The organism is Roseibium sp., assembly GCF_965216085.1.
In the GTDB taxonomy this organism is placed as follows: domain Bacteria; phylum Pseudomonadota; class Alphaproteobacteria; order Rhizobiales; family Stappiaceae; genus Roseibium.
In genome coordinates, this window is record NZ_OZ244138.1 from 3,378,014 (window position 1) to 3,396,672 (window position 18,659).

Annotated in this window: 13 protein-coding genes; 7 read left to right on the plus strand and 6 right to left on the minus strand. The window is 53.9% G+C overall.

All coding sequences use genetic code 11. The annotated features are described in order from the left end of the window. Positions 1 to 257: 257 nt before the first annotated feature. Positions 258 to 992 carry a VIT1/CCC1 transporter family protein gene (locus ACOOFE_RS15860; RefSeq protein WP_420410946.1) on the plus strand — a complete coding sequence of 245 codons (735 nt, stop codon included), beginning with the start codon at positions 258 to 260 and terminating at the stop codon, positions 990 to 992. Between the two features lie 90 nt (positions 993 to 1,082). Here the strand turns inward: ACOOFE_RS15860 and ACOOFE_RS15865 are convergent, their stop codons facing one another. Together ACOOFE_RS15865 and ACOOFE_RS15870 are read right to left on the minus strand one after the other, a co-directional pair. After that, positions 1,083 to 2,537 carry a triacylglycerol lipase gene (locus ACOOFE_RS15865; RefSeq protein WP_420410947.1) on the minus strand — a complete coding sequence of 485 codons (1,455 nt, stop codon included), beginning with the start codon at positions 2,535 to 2,537 and terminating at the stop codon, positions 1,083 to 1,085. Between the two features lie 206 nt (positions 2,538 to 2,743). Continuing rightward, a complete protein-coding gene (locus ACOOFE_RS15870; protein ID WP_420410948.1) occupies positions 2,744 to 3,334 on the minus strand; it encodes a gamma-glutamylcyclotransferase family protein in 591 nt (196 codons plus the stop codon). 52 nt (positions 3,335 to 3,386) lie between these two features. Here ACOOFE_RS15870 and ACOOFE_RS15875 point away from each other — a divergent pair, with 52 nt between their 5' ends. Then, the gene (locus ACOOFE_RS15875) at positions 3,387 to 4,583 is read left to right on the plus strand and encodes an aminotransferase class V-fold PLP-dependent enzyme (protein WP_420410949.1); all 1,197 of its coding nucleotides are present in this window, start codon (positions 3,387 to 3,389) and stop codon (positions 4,581 to 4,583) included. A 459-nt stretch (positions 4,584 to 5,042) separates the two neighbouring features. Then, on the plus strand, positions 5,043 to 6,572 hold the full coding sequence (locus ACOOFE_RS15880; RefSeq protein WP_420410950.1) for a diguanylate cyclase domain-containing protein: 1,530 nt from the start codon (positions 5,043 to 5,045) through the stop codon (positions 6,570 to 6,572). 80 nt (positions 6,573 to 6,652) lie between these two features. Here the strand turns inward: ACOOFE_RS15880 and gor are convergent, their stop codons facing one another. The 3 genes from gor to rpiA form a co-directional block, all read right to left on the minus strand. Further along, positions 6,653 to 8,029 (minus strand): glutathione-disulfide reductase, encoded by a 1,377-nt coding sequence (gor, locus tag ACOOFE_RS15885; protein WP_420410951.1) that lies wholly within the window; start codon positions 8,027 to 8,029, stop codon positions 6,653 to 6,655. A 207-nt stretch (positions 8,030 to 8,236) separates the two neighbouring features. Beyond that, positions 8,237 to 8,749: a DUF2059 domain-containing protein gene (locus ACOOFE_RS15890; protein ID WP_420410952.1), complete on the minus strand. Its 513-nt coding sequence runs from the start codon at positions 8,747 to 8,749 to the stop codon at positions 8,237 to 8,239. 51 nt (positions 8,750 to 8,800) lie between these two features. Then, a complete protein-coding gene (rpiA, locus tag ACOOFE_RS15895) occupies positions 8,801 to 9,499 on the minus strand; it encodes a ribose-5-phosphate isomerase RpiA (protein WP_420410953.1) in 699 nt (232 codons plus the stop codon). Between the two features lie 223 nt (positions 9,500 to 9,722). Here rpiA and ACOOFE_RS15900 point away from each other — a divergent pair, with 223 nt between their 5' ends. From ACOOFE_RS15900 to ACOOFE_RS15915, 4 genes are all read left to right on the plus strand, one after another. Continuing rightward, entirely contained in the window at positions 9,723 to 11,492 is a 1,770-nt protein-coding gene (locus tag ACOOFE_RS15900; RefSeq protein WP_420410954.1) for a methyl-accepting chemotaxis protein, read from the plus strand. 105 nt (positions 11,493 to 11,597) lie between these two features. Next, on the plus strand, positions 11,598 to 12,272 hold the full coding sequence (gene gph, locus ACOOFE_RS15905) for a phosphoglycolate phosphatase (protein ID WP_420410955.1): 675 nt from the start codon (positions 11,598 to 11,600) through the stop codon (positions 12,270 to 12,272). A gap of 281 nt (positions 12,273 to 12,553) precedes the next feature. Continuing rightward, positions 12,554 to 15,673: an Ig-like domain-containing protein gene (locus ACOOFE_RS15910; protein ID WP_420410956.1), complete on the plus strand. Its 3,120-nt coding sequence runs from the start codon at positions 12,554 to 12,556 to the stop codon at positions 15,671 to 15,673. 220 nt (positions 15,674 to 15,893) lie between these two features. Further along, positions 15,894 to 17,747, plus strand: a complete 1,854-nt coding sequence (locus ACOOFE_RS15915; RefSeq protein WP_420410957.1) for a tetratricopeptide repeat protein — start codon at positions 15,894 to 15,896, stop codon at positions 17,745 to 17,747. A gap of 27 nt (positions 17,748 to 17,774) precedes the next feature. On the opposite strand, the gene ACOOFE_RS15920 is transcribed toward ACOOFE_RS15915, so the two are convergent. Continuing rightward, positions 17,775 to 18,653, minus strand: coding sequence for a methyltransferase domain-containing protein (locus ACOOFE_RS15920; protein WP_420410958.1), 879 nt, complete (start codon positions 18,651 to 18,653; stop codon positions 17,775 to 17,777). Positions 18,654 to 18,659 lie beyond the last annotated feature (6 nt).

Here is an 18,659-nt window from a genome sequence, read left to right on the forward strand (position 1 = left end):
AGTGGACCACTTGTTCGAATTGAACTTTTTCAATGCGGTCCGAGACATTTTCATTCGTTTCAGCTTGCTCAAACACAGCAAACGTGCGGCCTTATACACTCCGAAGCGGGTGAATGCCACAGGGGAAACATCCAAAATCCCGGCCGCCTTGAGAAAGGTTTTCCGTGTCACACAAAACCCACGGCCAATTGAGACGGATCATGGTTGCCCGGACCTCGGACGGCTAGGCTTTTCACAGCCAGCCAAGGACGCCAGCCATGCCAAACCTACCGCTTGAACACAGTCACCGGCCGGACGACATCGCCGCACGTCTCGAACGCGGACCCGATGCCAGTTATCTGCGGGACTGGGTCTATGGCGGCATCGATGGCGCGGTCACCACCTTTGCCATCGTAGCCGGATCCGTCGGCGCAGGCCTCTCGGCCAAAATCATCCTAATCCTGGGTGTGGCTAACCTGCTTGCGGACGGCTTTTCCATGGCTGCGGCCAATTATAGCGGCTCAAAATCCGAAAACGAGGAATTTCAGCGGCTGCGTGCGATAGAAGAAAAGCACATTTCTGTCGCTCCTGAAGGTGAGCGCGAGGAAATCCGGCAGATTTTTAAAGCCAAGGGTTTCGACGGAGACGACCTTGAAGAGATGGTCCGGCTGGTGACCTCCAACCGGAGTACATGGATCGAGACCATGCTGCTTGCCGAATATGGGATTTCCGACGGAGGGCGGGCACCGCTGAAAGCGGCTCTTTATACCTTTGCAGCCTTTGTTCTGTTCGGCGCCCTGCCCTTGCTGCCGTTCCTGGCGTCCCTTCCGGCGAGTGCGGCCACAGCGTCAATTTTGACAGCATCAGCCTTTTTTGCCATCGGCTCGCTGCGGGCCCGCTGGTCCCAGCGGAACTGGATTTCTTGCGGCTTGGAAACCACAGCCATCGGCATGGTGGCAGCTGCGATCGCCTATGCCGCCGGCCACGGCCTGCAGCAACTGTTCGGAGGGTGAACCAGTCTCCAATGGCGCTTCACTTTTCTAGTCAGCGATCAAATCCGCCACAAAAAATCTGTAACGATTCCTACTCGGTTTCCCTGTGCTTCAGGCAAAAACAAAATCATTCGCCGTCAGATCAGGAAGTGACGGCATCCAGCCTGTGTCGAGCCGGAGTGTGTCTGAGCCGTAAGCAACTTCCACATCGATCCACCAGCCATGATCCGTGATCGCCAGTTCCGAAAAACTCGTGATTCCGGCACCGCTCACATCGATCTTGTCGACACCAACTTCAAAATCCTTGATTTCATCTGTTCCGGCACCGGCTGCAAACACGAAAATATCCGCCCCGCTGTCTCCGTAAAGAATGTCGGATCCGGTCCCACCGGTGATGATGTCGTTTCCGTCCCCACCTTCGATCACATCGTTTCCTGCCCCGCCGAGAAGACGGTCGTGGCCGCCTTTGCCCTTCAGATGATCATCTCCGGCAAACCCTTCCAGGGCATCGTTGCCCCTCTGACCTGCCAAAAGATCCCCTTTGGAGGAGCCAAGGATGTAGGCATCATCGCCCTGATGGCCTGTTGGATCGAACAGGGGATTGATGTCCTCCACCCAGACCGCACCGCGGGTCAGATCCGACAGGTCCGAGACGATGACAACACTGTCGCGGGACATCTCCGTGTAAAAGACCGATCCAGCGATGGCGTCAAAGGCTTGATCGTAGTTGGACGGCAAATGCGCGGTCCAGGCGATCAGATTGGTTATGTTGCCTCCGTCCCAATAGGCGGGCGTTGCATAGAAATCATTGAACAAAACCAGATTGCTGGTTTCGTATGCGTAATCGGTGTCATTTCCCAGAAGGTGAACCGTGCCATTGGCGATGACTGAGGGAACTGGATCGTTCTCAATGTCGACACTGAAGATTTCCGCGCCACTGTCCAATACGGACGCTCCATCCTCTGGCGTATAGTGAGACGCAAATCCGATGTAGTCGGCATCTGTAAAGAAGCCGCCGAAAAAGTCATCGCTGCGCTCTGCCATGTTGATGACCGCGCCGCCGCCCAGCGAATGACCGGTCACGATCAAATCTGCTGCCGTCAACCCATTGGTTTCCAGCAAGTTCTTCACCGCTCCCATCAGGCCTGAGAACGCTCCAAAGGCATAATTTGGATCCGCGGTCAGAAACTCCAGATAATCGATCACATCGCCAACAGTATCGCTGATGATTTCGTCGATTGTTCCCGTGGTGCCCCGGAAGGCCAGGCCAACCTTGGTTATGTTTCCGGCCGTATCATACCGCCCCAGCACATCGGCCTGAGCGTCTTTGAATTGAAAAGTCTCACCCTGAAATGTGCCGTTCCGGTCGATTTCCGCCCCCGGTATTCCAAGATCCGCGGGAGAGAGCACAGTCCATCCCTTAGCCTCGATCTCCTGACGCGCAGCCTCCTCGCTGTTGCCCGGCTCGAGAATGTTTTCGATCCCATGATAGCTGTAGATCATCAGATCCCGGGCGTCGGCGACTAGACCACGCGCTTCCTGCCCCCTGTAGTCGAAAAACGGCATGAAATCCTCCCTGGATTGCATTATTGCAATGCACAACCAGATATCAAATACTACCGTTTACGTAAAGGTAAATTTACATAACATGCTGCTCACGTAGTGGCGCGACTATCCTCACAGCAATTCTCAAGTATGGGAAAACGGCATAGACGCTCAGAACCGGACATCAAAACACTGCCGAAACAAGACGGAAGAGAGCTAGACCCGCTTCACACGGTCAAAAGACGGATGTCTCGCATGCCTGCGCGGTCATCAAAAAGGCGCAGCAAGGCGGGTTCAATGTCAACCGCGCGCGGATAAAGCGGCTTTCTCCGGTCCGGCAAGACCGGGACATGCCAGCCATCGGTGGTGTCGAAGAAGTGCTCCACACCCTCTTCGCCCCAAATCTGGTGATAGCCAGCCAGCACGCAGTCCAAATAACTTTGCAAGATCGGGTGCTGGGCGCAGCCCCAGCGCTCGTTTTCCGGAGTTGCTTTGAAGAGGAACAAATCCTCCGGACCTGGCTTCTGCTCCGCCTCACAGCGGAACGAACCGGCGATCCGCCCAATTTTTTCGTAGCGGCTTTCCCGCTTTTCAAGCGCATCCAGCCGTGTCTTTTGCTCCCGGGTCATGACACCCCAGATTTCAGCATCCGGGTCCTGACGCACACTGAGGGCACAGCGTCCCTGCCCGTTTTCCCAAACACTGCAGACCCGCCATTCCCGGACCCAGCCTTTGAGGCGTCCCGGCACCAACTCGGCAGCCTCGGGGACTGTTGACGCATTGACGAGAGACCCATAACCAAAATATGTGATCATCATCTCTTTCTTATTCCATCCATTTCACTGCGCGCTTTGACCGGAAAGGTATCTCATGATCGTACCGTCCCTATCACAAAACGATATTGACCTGTTGCGTGCGGATACGCCCGGAGTAAACAAACTTATCCACTTTAACAATGCCGGCACGGGCCTTGCGCCGGCGCCTGTTTTGGATGCTGTTAAAAAACACCTCGATCTCGAAGCCACGCTTGGCGGCTATGAAGCTGCTCATGCGGCCGCAGCCGACTACAATGCCTTTTACACATCCATTGCGGCCCTCATTGGATCGACCCCGGCGGAAATCGCCTATGTCGAGAATGCCACCCGGGCTTGGGACATGGCCTTTTACGGCATCGATTTCCGCGAAGGCGACCGGGTGATCACCGGCCGGGCCGAATATGTCTCCAACTATGTTGCGCTCTTGCAAATGAAGCGGCGCAAGGGCATCGAAATCGACCTGATTGACGACGATGAGACCGGCCAGATCGACACAAAAGCCCTGGAATCAGCAGTCTCGCCCAAAACCCGGCTGATCGCTCTCACCCACATTCCGACCTTTTCCGGCCTGATCAACCCAGCGGACGAAATTGGCGCAATTGCCGCAAAACACAAGTTGCTCTACTTGCTGGATGCCTGCCAGTCGGCCGGCCAAATTCCGCTGAACGTCAACGATATCGGTTGTCACATGTTGTCAGGGACAGGCAGAAAATATCTGCGTGGTCCGCGCGGCACCGGGTTTTTGTATGTCAGTGATGCGGTTCTCGATCAGATCGAACCGCCGTTTGTCGATCTGCAAGCGTCTGAATGGTTGGACGAAAACACATACCGGCTGGCCCCGCATGCTAAGCGGTTCGAAACCTGGGAAAGGTTCGTTGCCGGTCAAATCGGCCTCGGTGTTGCCACCAGCTATGCTATCGGATTTGGCATGGAGCGGATCGGAGCGCGGATCTGCGCCCTCGGCGCACAAATGCGGACCGAACTCGCTACCCTGCCCGGGGTCTCCATACACGATAAGGGACAACGAAAAGGCGGTATCGTCACATTCACTGTCGATGGAGAAACGCCTGACTCGACCAAAGCCAGGCTTGCAAAACATCAAATCAATGTCTCGACCAGCCAGGCAAGCTCCGCCCGGATCGATCTCCCGTTGCGCGGCTTGGATGCGGTCGTCCGCGCTTCGCTCCACGCTTTTAATACAGAGGCCGAAATCGAAATGTTTGTAAAAACACTTTCCGGCAAAGCGATTTAGTCAGAACTTTCTCGGGACTTGGAAAACACTCACGCCCTATCGGCAAGTCTCAAATATGTGTTACGTGCCGAATAATTTCGGACATGACGGATAAGCCGATGGTTTACCGTCAAGGAAACTCAACGCCAAATCGACGAACAGATGCAACTTGGCGGTACCGCAACAAACATTTTCTTAACCTCACTTAACTGCTATTAATACCTTCGGTGTTTCTATCAATAAAGAGATGTTTTTTACCCAGCCCGCAAACTCAGCAATTATCACCACTTCAAATTAACACTTTCCAGACTACGATACGCTCCATATTAGATCTTGCGGCATACCCGCCAAGTCTTGCATCAAAGAGAGCAAAAGTTGCAACCTTGGGTATGACGGAAGGTTGTTTGGACTAGGTGTTTTAGTTGCCCTTGCGTTCTGGGGCCTCCGCTAGACTGCTGGCCGATTTGGAAAGACGAAACTGTGACGGAATTTCGGCGGAGATATACGGACAAATCAGACAGTGCATCACGCACCCATATCTCTAGGCTCGCCTTCCTTTTGGCAGCTCTTTTGATCGCGGTGACGTCAATTTCCCTGGCATTTGTCGGCTACGTTGCTTCACTTGCCTCTACCAAGCAAGCGATTGCGAACGAAGAGCGATTGTTTCGAAATGCATTGGATGAGCGGTTACGCGATATTGTCCGCGAACAAAGCTCCATCGGCATTTCCGATGAAACAGTCACAAAACTGGTCCGCGGTTTTGATCCAGTTTATGCCCGCCAGAGCTTTAACATGCTCTGGACCAATTACCGCCACAACAAGGTTTTGCTGATCTCCGGCACCAAACAAATCCTTGCCGAGTCTTTTCAGGACTACACCCACATCACCAAGCGGCCGGCGAGCGAAACACCTGCACTCACACCGGTCATTCAAAGAGCGAATGAACTATATGCCGCCAACCGTGTTCGTGTCCCCGGCGGCTTCGGACACCGGTCGGTTCAAGGACTGGAACTGGACCAATATGCGCTTATGGGGGTTATCCGGCTCGACGGCAAACCCGCCCTGTACTCCGTCATACCGGTCATGCCCGACAACTACGACATCACACTTCCGGGTGGCGACCCGACCTTGCTGATGTCTGTGAAATACATCGATGGCTTTCTCCTGGAGCGGCTGAATTCGCAGCTTAATTTTACCGAGCTGCGTTTCGAACCCAAAGTCATTCCAACGAACGCTGGTCCATCCCATCTGGTAAAGAGCGCAGAAGGCGTGAACATCGGCTCTTTCCGGTGGAATAGCCAGACAGTGGTGGACTCCATATGGCCAACCGTTATTCCGGTGATTGCCATGCTCAGCGTGACACTCGCAGCACTCGCATTTGGTATTGCCTGGAAGATTGGTCAGCTGACCCGCTCCTTGCAAAAGAGTGAAGAACAAAACCGTTACCTTGCTCTTCATGACAATCTTTCTGGCCTTGCCAACCGCCTTCAGTTCACCCGTGTACTGGAAAGTTCGACGGCCGCCTTACCAAGCAAACCCTTCGCCATACTTCATTGTGATTTGGATAAGTTCAAAGAGGTTAACGACACTTTTGGTCATGCGGCCGGTGATACGGTGATCAAGATGATGGCGAAGCGGCTCAAGGAAGTCGTCGGCAAACCGGGACTGGTCAGCCGTATCGGCGGCGACGAGTTCATGATTATCTACCGGGCAGGTAGGAGCCGGAAAGAGCTGGACACTTTATGCCGGGCTCTGATCAGCAAAACGCTTGTCCCAATCCCGCTTGAAGGGGGCAACACAGCTAACATCGGGCTGAGTATCGGAGTTGCCATCGCTCCCGCAGACGGCACGCTCCCAGAAGAGCTCGTCGCGCGATCCGATGCCGCCCTATACCGGGCCAAAGATCTTGGTCGCGGCCAACACTTCTATTACAGCGATCTTATGAAAGACAGCTTCCTTCCGGAACACGACGCGACCACCGCCAAAAACTACTCGCCCCTGAGAGCCTAAAGCATTGGAACAAAAACCGCCGCGATTGCGTCGCGACGGTTTTCAGCTTGTCTTCAAATCCTACTTCAAAGCTGATCCGATCAGCCGCGCAACCGTTCGGTCGGCTCGCGCATTGTAACCAGCTCTTCGGCTGCTGTCGGATGCACGGCAATCGTTCGGTCGAAGTCCGCTTTTGTGGCGCCCATTTCCAGAGTAATCCCTAGAATTTGCGCAAGTTCTCCGGCATCCGGACCGACAACATGGACACCCAGTACCTTTTGACTGTCCGCATCGACGATCATTTTCATGAGCATCTTCTCATCCCGGCCGGAGAGTGTGTGTTTCATCGGCCGGAAGCTCGACTTATAGATGTCGAGATTCGGTGTCCGCTCCAAGGCTTCCTCCTGAGTCAGCCCCACAGTTCCCATCTCTGGCTGCGAGAAAACCGCAGTCGCAATCAAGCTGTGATCGACGGTCCACGGTTTGTTGCCAAACACCGTGTCAGCAAACGCATGGCCTTCACGGATGGCCACAGGTGTTAGGTTGGCCCGGTTGGTCACATCGCCAACTGCGTAGATAGACGCAATATTGGTTTGAGACTCTGCGCTGACCTTGATGGCACCGATCCCGTCCATTTGCACACCGGCTTTTTCCAAACCGAGATCTTTGGTGTGCGGCTTTCGGCCAATGGCAAACATGATCTGATCAGCGGCCAGCGCGGCGCCGCCTTTTGTACGGCCAATCAGAGAACCGTCCGCCTGTTTTTCAATGGCACTGAATGTGTCATTCAAAACGACCTTGATGCCCTTCTTCTCCATTTCCGCGCGTACGGTTTTGCGCAGGTCCATGTCAAAGCCACGCAGGATCTCTTCGCCGCGGTAAATCAGGGTTGTATCAACACCCAGACCATTGAAGATGCCAGCAAACTCCACTGCAATGTAACCGCCGCCAGCGACAACAATGCTGTTCGGCAATTCCTCCAGATGGAATGCTTCGTTGGACGTGATGACATGCTCACCGCCCGGCAAGCTGGCATCGACATTTGGGGATGCCCCGACCGCAATCAGAATGTATTTTGCCCGGATTGTCTGGCCGGTCGCCAGCAGCCGCACGGTATGTTCATCTTCGACCACCGCACGGCTGTCGTGAATTTCCACGCCGGTGTTGTCCAGATTGCGCCGGTAGATTCCCTCCAGGCGAGTGATTTCCTGATCCTTTGCCGCAATCAGCTTGTCCCAAGAAAACGTCCGCTCACCAACACTCCAGCCGAAACCTTCGGCATCTTCGAATTCTTCAGAGAACTTGGAGGCATAGACAAAGAGCTTCTTCGGCACGCAGCCGCGGATCACACAGGTTCCACCGTACCGGTATTCTTCTGCAATCCCGACCCGGGCACCATGTGTTGCTGCGATACGGGCCGCGCGTACACCGCCTGATCCGCCGCCGATCACAAACAGATCATAGTCAAAGTCACTCATCTAATGCCCCTTGGGATTTCTTCAGGTCTATCGGCCAGCGGGATAGTGGCCTCGCAGCCCACATAAGCGCTCCCTGGCTAGAAACAAGTCCCGGCAAGACCACCGGCCAGGAACAGGGAACGCTTGAGTTCTTGTGCATCGGGCCGCTTTCGCGGCCCGTTCAAGTGTCGGTAGCCTCCTCATTGCAGAGGCTCACTCACCAATCACTTATTCTTTAGGCGCTTCAGTATCGCCCTTGGTCAGCTCTTCTTGAACCAAAGCGACCATATCGACACTCAACCGGTCCTGCCACTCACGGCTGGCATTCACGGACCGACCGGTGATTTCTGCAATGCTGTCACGCAGCTTAGAACCAAGCGGCGTCCGGTAGAACTCGGCAAGCTGTACAAGTTCTTCTTCTGAGAAGGCTGCCGCCCAGATTTTGTAGATCTCCTGGTTCAACTCAGCACGGCGCGGCGCCAGCGACAAAGCGACGTTTTGCACCACTTGCGCGATCTCTTCCGCCCGGGTCGGATCGTTTTGCGTGAAGGCAGACAATGTCTGCTCCGACATCACAAACAAAATGGCGTCGAACGGTTCCAGCACCTTTGTTTCGATTGCAACCGCTTTAGCAGCTTCAATATGGCTGTCGGAAAAACTGTCTTGAGCGACCGCAGCCCCCGAGACCATGCCCAACGCCATCATCGCCAGACCAATGCGGGCAAACTTCATAGATTTCATTTCATTGACTCCTTGGCGGTCCTCCGGAGGTTATCCGGCAACCAAAATTCGCTAAATCGACGCAGGCGTAATCGTCTTTACCCCATCTTCTCCGGCCACGTAAGCCTTCGATGCAAGTTTCAGGAAAAGACCGTGTTCGACGACGCCTGGTATCTCGACCAAAGCTTCAGCAAGCAGGACTGGGTCTTCGATCCGCTCAAGATGCGCATCAAAGATTACATGCCCGCCATCTGTGACGAAAGCTTGTCCGCCAGCGAGGCGAAGTTCCAGTTTTTGCGGCAGGCCCAACTCGGCAAACGCGGACAAGATGGCGCGGCGTGTGGCCTCCTGTCCAAATGGGACAACTTCAATCGGCAAAGGAAACTGTCCAAGCGTTGGAACATTCTTGCTGCAATCAGCAATCACAATCATCTGCTTAGACGCAGCTGCGACGATTTTCTCCCGCAAAAGCGCACCGCCCCCGCCCTTGATCAGGGCAAGGTTTGCGTCAAGCTCATCCGCACCATCGACCGTCAGATCCAGCTCCGGCATCTCTTCCAACGTGGTCAGCTTTATGCCCAAGCTGGAGGCCAGCTCCGCTGTGCGTTCCGATGTTGGTACACCGGTAACGTCCAATCCATCATCAACCCGTTTGGCCAGCGCCCGGACAAAAAACTCAGCAGTTGAACCAGTCCCAATCCCAAGGCGCATTCCGGAAGTAACGTCTTCCGCTGCCCGCTCAGCCGCCAGCTGCTTAAAGTGATCGCTCATCGTCCGCTTCTCCGGTTCTCACGCACGCTGTTTGTAGCGTACCGGCCAGTTTGTTGGATTAACCGCGCGGTCCTTAGCATGGCTGACAAGCATGGGTCCAGATCGTTTGCAGTTTTCAACCGGGATCGGCAAGCGGAACCGTTGACGTATAGTTAACCCTAGTTTCAGAAAATTCGAAAATAATCCAGTTTGATTCGAAATCATGGCTAAGAGGCCGAGTAGAATGTTCAAAATAAAAAAGAAGTTGAACACTTCTCCAACCTCAGCGACAGACGCGTTTGATAATTCTGGCACTGTTGAAGATACTCAAGGTGCTCAGCCCGAGGACGGCAAAACTTCCGCCGACATCATGGGTCACGCACTCGACAGCCTGGAAGGCGATCTACAGGTCGCCGCGAAAAGCATCGATGTTGCGGCAAGCAAGGTTCAAGACAAACTCGGCACACAAGCTGGCATTCTTGAGGAGATCAAATCCGGCAGCCAGGTGCTCACTGACCAAGCGGCCATGGCCGGGCAAAATGTCACCGAACTAACCGCCTCGATCCAGAATCTATCCTCATCAAGCGCTGAAATCGGCACCCAAGTCGGTGTTTCGAACGATCTAGCGGTAGAAGCCAGGGATGTTGCCGATCAGGCAAACCAAGGCGTTCTTCAGCTCAAAAGCGCCATCGAAGATATTGCCAATGTGGTCGGGTTGATTTCTGATATCGCCAAACAAACCAACCTTTTGGCCCTCAATGCCACTATCGAGGCAGCGCGTGCAGGTGAAGCTGGCCGCGGTTTTGCAGTTGTCGCTGGTGAAGTCAAAGCCCTATCCGTGGAAACTCAATCGGCAACAGAACAAATTGTTGCCAACATCGACAAGCTAAACCATTCAGCTGAGCTCAGCCTCGGGTCGGTAAGCCGCATCATTGATGTGATTGGCCAGATCCGGCCGAGTTTTGCTGCCGTTGAGGAAGCTGTTCAAACGCAGGTAGAGACCACGGCTCTTGTCGGCCAAAAGGCCGAAGAGACCGATACTTTTGTTCAGGAAGTTGTCCGTCGGGTCGATAAAATCAGAACGTCTGCTGATCAAGCGGAAGCAAATGGGGCCCGTGTCCGCGAAGCCGGAGACGAGATGAACGTTACCACCAAGGCATTGCAGTCACGCTTTGCCATGATGATCCGGCAAATGGAGGCCGGTGACCGGCGAAAGAACGACCGCCTGCCTGCAAAAATTGCTGGAACCTTTACATCTGGAAAAGTGACTGGCCGGCTGGAAACCCGGGATCTTTCGAGAGGCGGAGTGCTGTTTAGAACGGAAAGCCAGGACCTTGTTCGCAACGGTTCTCAAATCCGCCTTGAGTTGAAAGGACTTGGATCCACCGATGCAAAGATCGTCGGTGTTTCCGAAGCTGGCTATCATTGCTCGTTTACCGAACCAGATGCGCGTTTCCTGGCGGAGCTGGAGCAAAAAATTGAGCAAATCCATCAAAGCTATGCAAAAGATGTGGACACTGCGCAGTCCGGGGCAGCGCGTATTACATCAGCAATGGAGGACTTGGTTGCCCGGCGAGTTCTGACGTTGAATGATCTTTTCGACACGGACTACCAGCCGATTAGAGGGACCGATCCTTTGCAGGTTTCGACCCGGGCTCTCAAAGCGCTGGAAAATACCCTCCCGAATATCCAGGAGGACATTCTTGGCCACAATGAAGGCATGGCTTTTTGTGCCGCCGTCGATCGCAACGGCTATCTCCCGGTCCATAACCTGATCTTTTCCAAACCGCAAAAACCTGATGATCCAACCTGGAATGTCGCCAACTGCAGGAACAAGCGGATCTTTGATGATCGCGCAGGTCTAAGCGCGGCGCGCAACACACGCCCATTCCTAATTCAGTCCTACCCGCGCGACATGGGCGGTGGGAACATTGTCTGGATGAAGGAAGTCGATGCGCCGGTTTTCGTGCAGGGGCGGCATTGGGGCGGTTTCAGAACAGCTTATAAACTGTGAGGCAAGCCCCGCCCCCTGCTGCAAGTAGTCAGATTGTCCGGGCACCTTGCAGCACGACACGAATACGGCTAGGCAATTGCATCATCTGTCCAGCCTGAGGTTCTTATGTCTGTTCTCGTTTTTGATCTCGATGGTACGCTTGTCTCGTCCATGGAAGATCTCGTGGCTACGCTCAACGCAGTCTTGAGCAAAGCAGGACATGGCACGGTTCCCCAGGAAAAAGTGAGCAACATGGTGGGCATGGGCGCAAAGGTGCTTTTGCAACGGGGATTGGATTACTTGAATGTTGCCTGGACCGACGAGACGATCGCTCCGCTTTTCGATGATTTTCTTGAGTATTATGCCGCAAACATTGCCGTCCACACACGACCTTTCGGCGGCGTACTCCCGGCCTTGGAGCGTTTTCGGGCGGAGGGTTGGAAACTTGCGGTTTGCACCAATAAATCAGAACGCCTGACCCTGCCGCTTCTAGAGGAACTCGGCATGACACAGTATTTTGATGCCGTGGTCGGCGGTGACACTTTTTCCGTGTCCAAACCTGATGCCGCCCCAGTTCTTGGTGCAATCGAGCGCGCAGGCGGCCGGACAGCTGGTTCCATCATGATTGGAGACAGCATCACTGATATCAACGCCGCCCGCGCGGCGGGCATCCCAGTGATTGCGGTAGATTTTGGCTACACTCCCGTTCCGGTCACCGAGCTTGGTCCGGACCGGGTGATTTCTCATTTTGATGAACTGGCGGATGCAGTCTCTGCTCTCTCATTAGCTCAACCAGCGTAGATTAGAAGATAGGCTGCCTTTTTTTCCGGCAATCCACTTCATTAATTCAAGGCCACAACCGGCGGATAGTTTCGCCGGGCGGGAAGCCCTTCATTCGTATTTACATCAAGGGCAATAACGCCAGGTAACTCACCAACCTTGGCACCAATTTTTATCTGTAGAAATACGGATAGATTTACCTTGCACATCAATACAACCTCTGACTTCATTCTCGATATTCACCATTTTTAATTCACCTCAACCAACCTTGTATCCCTGCCTATGACGGAAAGGTAATAGCCATGAGTGTCAGTGATTTTGAGTTTGGCATGCATGCCTTGAGCAATTCTTGGAATACCTCCGGTGCGCCTGCACATAGCGGCATGTCTGTCGCGGATATGATTGTATTGGCCGCCCAGGGTGGATCGACCGTAGTTCGTATCCCTCTAGATCTTTCAATAGTTACAAGCTCTGGCGCACCGCAATGGAGCATCAACTCCATCGGATCACTGTTGCAGGTCGCCGCACAAAACGGGGTGAAGATTATCTTCGAACCCGGTCAAACACCTTTGGATCTCCTCCCCCCAGGTTCCAGCGTCAGTGATGTTCCAAGCGAACAATGGGCGATTGATGCCCTGGCTGACCGGTTTGCTTTGATGGTCGAACAAGTGCACAGCCAGTATTCAAGCTACACAAGTTCAATTGCCGGATGGGAAGTTGGAAACGAACCGAACCTCTCCTATCAATATACTGGAACCTACTATGGCGGACAGGGCGACCCCAATCATCCGCGCTTTTACGCCGTAAGTACGGACAATGCCGACTACTATGCCCGCTATCTTCACGCGGCCAACGAAGCGGTCAAAACCGTCGAGGCAACTCTCAATCAAAACATCAAAGTGATCGGTGCAGGCATCGCACACAACGACTATGCCTACATGGACACGATGTTCGCCACACTCAGCACCCTTGGGGCGGATGTTGAAGCTTTCGCTATCCACCCTTACACGACCTACGATTACTACGCAGCTCAACCACAGTCAGGCCGGCCAACCGATTGGATTCCCAACCCGACAAATTCTGCCTCCGGATGGGATTATAACTTCAGCTTCCAAGGTGCACTCTACAGCATCCAGTATCTCAAGGATTACCACGGCTTCGACACCTCTGAGCTCTGGCTTACAGAATTTGGGGTGCCATCTTATCTCGGATACCGGGGCGCGGGTGCCGCTGGAGAAGCAGATCAGGCCTATTTCATGGCCGAGGCGATCGGCGTGCTTGATAGCTGGGACAATGCGGATCTTAAAGGTGCCGTTGCCCATATGGTTCTGGACAATTTCCATAGAGAAACCAATGACGGGTATAACGCCTACGACGGGAACAGCAGCAATGACGGCAGCTCGTCGGTAGCAGAGGGATCCTTCGGGCTTTACGGACGGTACGCCAATGGAACAATTTATGCCAAACCCGCCGTCGCGTTCTTGCAAGCTGTCATGTCCGGACAAGACTATTCTGATCCAGCCATCCGTCTCCTGAATGAAGTTACTTCAAATACAGTGGACGTCAGCCAATGGGGAACCAATGGCGTCGGCCTTCTAGATGGATATGTCCTCTTCACAAATGACGATGCCGATACGGTCAATGGCTCTCAATTTAGCGACAGCATATTCGCCGGAACCGGCAATGACAATGTCAATGGCAATGGTGGTGACGACCGCCTCTATGGTGGTCAGGGCAACGACGTCATCAATGGCGGAAGCGGTGATGACGACCTTTATGGAAACACAGGGGACGACAATCTCGCTGGCGGTACTGGCAACAATAGAATCGATGGCGGCACCGGTTGGGACACGGTTGTGGTTGGTGGTTCCAGTTCCAACTACTCCTGGTCCGGCAACGGCTGGTACGTTACGGTTTCAGCCAACAACGGGTCCGAGTTCACAGCTGCCATAAATGTAGAAGCGATCTATTTCACTGGAGATGATTCAACAGTCAATTTGAGCGATACGGACATCAATCGTGGCAACGGCGGCGTATCCAATTCTACCGGTGGAGCGACAACGCCAACACCTGCTGATGACACCACCCAAGTGACACCCGGCGGCTCCGTCACCCTTGATGTGCTGGCCAACGACACGGACCCCAACGGCGACACGCTGACGATCACCCAGATCAACGGCGTCAACATGCAACCGGGATGGCAAACCTGGGTTTCCGGTGCCGATGGCCTGGTGATTTACAACAATGACGGTACGCTCACCTACCAACCGTCGGCAAGCGCCAACGGCACCAAAAGCTTCACCTATACGGTCTCCGATGGCACAGAGACGGCAACAGCCACCGTGAATGCAATCGTCGCACCGATCGCAACCGTGCCGACACCTGCTGATGACACCACTCAAGTGGCGCCAGGCGGCTCCGTCACCCTTGATGTGCTGGCCAACGACACAGACCCCAACGGCGATAGCCTGACGATCACCCAGATCAACGGTGTCAACATGCAACCAGGATGGCAAACCTGGGTTTCCGGTGCCGATGGCTTGGTGATTTACAACAATGACGGCACTCTTACCTACCAGCCGTCTGCAAGCGCCAGTGGTACCAAAAGCTTCACCTATACTGTCTCCGACGGCAATGAGACGGCAACGGCAACTGTAACAGCCACTATTGTTGCAACCACGCCATCACCAGCTGATGACACCGCCCAAGTGGTGCCCGGTGGCTCCGTCACCCTTGATGTGCTGGCCAACGACACAGACCCCAACGGGGATGCCCTGACGATCACCCAGATCAACGGCGTCAACATGCAACCAGGATGGCAAACCTGGGTTTCCGGTGCCGATGGCCTGGTGATTTACAACAATGACAGTACGCTCACCTACCAACCGTCGGCAAGCGCCAGTGGCACCAAGAGCTTCACCTATACGGTTTCCGACGGCAATGAGACGGCAATGGCAACTGTAACAGCCACTATTGTTGCAACCACGCCATCACCAGCTGATGACACCACCCAAGTGGTGCCCGGTGGCTCCGTCACCATTGATGTGCTTGCCAACGACACGGACCCCAACGGCGATACCCTGACGATCACCCAGATCAACGGCGTCAACATGCAACCAGGATGGCAAACCTGGGTTTCCGGTGCCGATGGCCTCGTGATTTACAACAATGACGGCACCCTCACCTACCAACCGTCGGCAAGCGCCAGTGGCACCAAGAGCTTCACCTATACAGTCTCCGATGGCACTGAGACGGCAATAGCCACCGTTACTGCTGTGCTCGGGTCGTCTGCAGCCCGGGCACTTCTTATGACACCAGAGGATTCCGGAGTTTTTGCCGAAGCACCGGATAATGGGATAGCTGCTGCCACATCGATCACTGGCATACCGGCGGTCAACGTTTTGGATGACAACTTCCTCTAAAAAACGCAGAGAAACGGCGCGTTTACCACGCGTCGTTTCGCAACTTTTAAAATAAGAGCTGCTTGATCACACTCGTGAAGCGTTCGCTAAAAAATTCCTTTTTTCACGGATTTTCTGGTCGCAATCCCCAAAGGATTATCGAGGTTTGAGCGGCTAATCTGTCACAAACGCTGTGTCCTGCTATTCTGTTGCAACTGATTCCCGACTAGGCAGAACACAAATGGCAACACAGGCCGCGAATAATCCCATCAGAGAGAAACTGCTCAAAGGTATTTCCCTGCAGAAAACCGGCGAATATGAAAAAGCACAGCGGGTTTATAAGCAGGTTGTCAAAAAGGCTCCCAAAAACCCGGATGGCTTGCATCTGCTCGGGGTAACCTATCGTCAACTCGGTTTTCCGAAACGTGCTCTGGAGTACATCCAAAAGGCGATTGCGCTTAGCCCGAACCAATCAGTTTTTTACGCCAATTTGGCCCGGACGATGATGGATTTGGGGTCTGACGTCGACAGCCTTCTTGCTGTTTGCAACAAGGCACTCACGCTAAACCCGAAAGAGCGTGAAGCCCGCAACATCAAAGGCATTGCACTCACCAAGAAAAAGGAATTCGAGGAAGCGGAGCTAATCTTCCAGAGCCTCATCGTAGAAGATCCTGACAACAAAGACGCATACCGTAATTTTGGCACGCTTTTAATGGACGCTGATCGCGAGCACCATGCGGTCAACTTCTTCACCAAAGCGGTCATGCTAGAGCCGGATAATCCGGAAAACTACATCCTGCGGGCGCGCTGCCGCATAAAGCTCAAGCAATATGAACCCAGCCAGTATGAACTCACCGAGGCTTTGGAGCGGTTTCCGGACAACGGTGACATCAAACATGAGGCCGCCCGACTTTTGTTTTGTATGAACGAGTCCAATTTGGCGGTTCACTATGCCCGGCTAGCTCACAAAGCCGACCCACGCGATTTCCATAAATGCGTAACTTTCGGTGTCAATCTTCTCATGCATGGCGATTCCAAAGAAGCGCTGGACGTCATGAAGATTGCCAAAAAATACGCACCTGCAGGCAACCGGACAGTCGATTGGAACCTTGCGCTTGCCTATCTGGCAAACGGCGATTTGAAGAACGGCTGGGAGCTTCACACCGCACGTTTCGATGATCCGGCGGCCAAGCTCATCCGGCGCACGTTCGATGTGCCTGCGTGGGAAGGTGAAGATATCTCAGATAAGACTATTCTGGTCTGGGCCGATCAGGGGCTCGGTGACGCAATCAAGGCCGGTACAATGTTGCCGGAGCTGATCAGTTTGGCCGGAAAAGTGATCGTCGAGCTCTCGGAAAAAGGCGCAAAATACTTTCAATACTGTTTCCCCGAAACCGAGTGCCGCGCCGCCCAAATGGACAAGGACTTTGCAGCCACGGCGTCAGACTTCGATCTTCATGTCAACATCGGCGAATTGGTGCGATTCTTCCGGCCAACGCTTGAATCCTTCCGTCAGGCTCCCTGCCCGGTCTATTCTTTCCAGAAAGAGCGGGCGGTGGAGTATCTTCAACGCCTTAAAGGTCATGAAGAAAAACCGGTTATTGGATTTTCCTGGCGGTCGCGGAACCTTGCGGTAAACCGAGCCCGTTATTATCTGTCTGCGCCAGGTATCGCCCCAGTTCTAGAATCGCGCGATGCAATCTTCGTCAATCTGCAATACGCCCCGCTGGAGAAGGAAGCGGTCTTTTTTAGGGAGCGGATTGGAGACCGGTTCAATATCTTAGAAGACGTGGACCTCTTCGACGACCTCCTAGGCGCTGCTGCACTGACCGCTTGTTGTGACTTTGTCGTATCGGCTAACACGAGTGTCGCTGATATGGCCGGAATCCTAGACGTTCCCTGTATCCGTTTCGGACAACAAGAACCTCCTCTTCTTCTCGGTCAGAAAAATCCGCCCTGGTATCCTTCGATGACTTACATGCACCCCTATACAGACAAACCTTGCGCGGAGTTTGTACCGGAAATCATCAAGGAAATGGACCGTCAATTGGAGAATTGGACCCCAGAGCGGCGGAACAAACGTCTGGGGCTCTAACAGATATTTACTGGTGGATTTGGACGATCAGCCCGGTTTGCGGGCGATCGCGACCAATGTGTCCGTGGCGTCGATCCGGTTGAGCGCGGCTTCGTAGGATCTCTTCAAATCGGGTGTGTCGATAGCCGCCAGCGTCGATTTATGGCCACCGGGCTTTCCTGATGACAACCATGTCAGATGGTTCGACAAGGGATAACGCTGTACGCCTTCAATGACGATACCGCCGAAGCCAGCATAGGTCAGTAGACGCGTAAGGCTGTCTCGTGTGTGCAGAACCAGATGCTGGCTCCACAGCGTGAAGGCTTTGAACGCTTCGCTTTTCAACTCATTCAGCAAGACATCTTTTGCATGTGGCACTTCAGCGACCAGTAGGCCTCCCGGTTTTAAGACCCGGTAGAGCTCCTGAAGGATCGGCTTAGGTTCAGGCAAATGTTCCAGTACGTGGAAGCTGAGTGCGCTGTCCATGGACCCATCGGGCAAAGCTGACAAGGACGTGTGACAGGAAATGCCGTTGGCATTGAGCGCGGTCACATAATCTTCCTGTAGTTCTACTCCGCAGCAGCTCTGCGCTTCGTTTTGAATCGCGTGCAGGAAGGCCCCGTCACCGCAGCCGAATTCGACAATGTGTTTGCCCGTAACATAGGGCCGGTACGCCGCCATGCGCCGCGTCGCGTCGATCATGACTTCATAGTCGCGTTTACCAATCAGCGCTTCATTCGCCTGACGATAGGCACCGTCTTCATAGACTTGGTCGCCACCATAGAAGCCGTCGATGTAGATCACGCCAGATGAGCTGTCGCGGTAGACCGTAACATTGTCGCGGTCCCGGGTTCGGGAGGCGAAAATTTCTTGGGTCGCTTTGCTGGCAACACCCAGTTCTTCCAAAGTCTCAAAAATACTCGCCATGGGCTT

Bases quoted from the DNA above. Each gene is read 5' to 3' on its own strand.
- ACOOFE_RS15860 (WP_420410946.1), top strand. From the start codon at position 258: ATGCCAAACCTACCGCTTGAACACAGTCACCGGCCGGACGACATCGCC.
- ACOOFE_RS15865 (WP_420410947.1), bottom strand. From the start codon at position 2,537: ATGCCGTTTTTCGACTACAGGGGGCAGGAAGCGCGTGGTCTAGTCGCC.
- ACOOFE_RS15870 (WP_420410948.1), bottom strand. From the start codon at position 3,334: ATGATGATCACATATTTTGGTTATGGGTCTCTCGTCAATGCGTCAACA.
- ACOOFE_RS15875 (WP_420410949.1), top strand. From the start codon at position 3,387: ATGATCGTACCGTCCCTATCACAAAACGATATTGACCTGTTGCGTGCG.
- gor (WP_420410951.1), bottom strand. From the start codon at position 8,029: ATGAGTGACTTTGACTATGATCTGTTTGTGATCGGCGGCGGATCAGGC.
- ACOOFE_RS15890 (WP_420410952.1), bottom strand. From the start codon at position 8,749: ATGAAATCTATGAAGTTTGCCCGCATTGGTCTGGCGATGATGGCGTTG.
- rpiA (WP_420410953.1), bottom strand. From the start codon at position 9,499: ATGAGCGATCACTTTAAGCAGCTGGCGGCTGAGCGGGCAGCGGAAGAC.
- ACOOFE_RS15900 (WP_420410954.1), top strand. From the start codon at position 9,723: ATGTTCAAAATAAAAAAGAAGTTGAACACTTCTCCAACCTCAGCGACA.
- gph (WP_420410955.1), top strand. From the start codon at position 11,598: ATGTCTGTTCTCGTTTTTGATCTCGATGGTACGCTTGTCTCGTCCATG.
- ACOOFE_RS15910 (WP_420410956.1), top strand. From the start codon at position 12,554: ATGAGTGTCAGTGATTTTGAGTTTGGCATGCATGCCTTGAGCAATTCT.
- ACOOFE_RS15915 (WP_420410957.1), top strand. From the start codon at position 15,894: ATGGCAACACAGGCCGCGAATAATCCCATCAGAGAGAAACTGCTCAAA.
- ACOOFE_RS15920 (WP_420410958.1), bottom strand. From the start codon at position 18,653: ATGGCGAGTATTTTTGAGACTTTGGAAGAACTGGGTGTTGCCAGCAAA.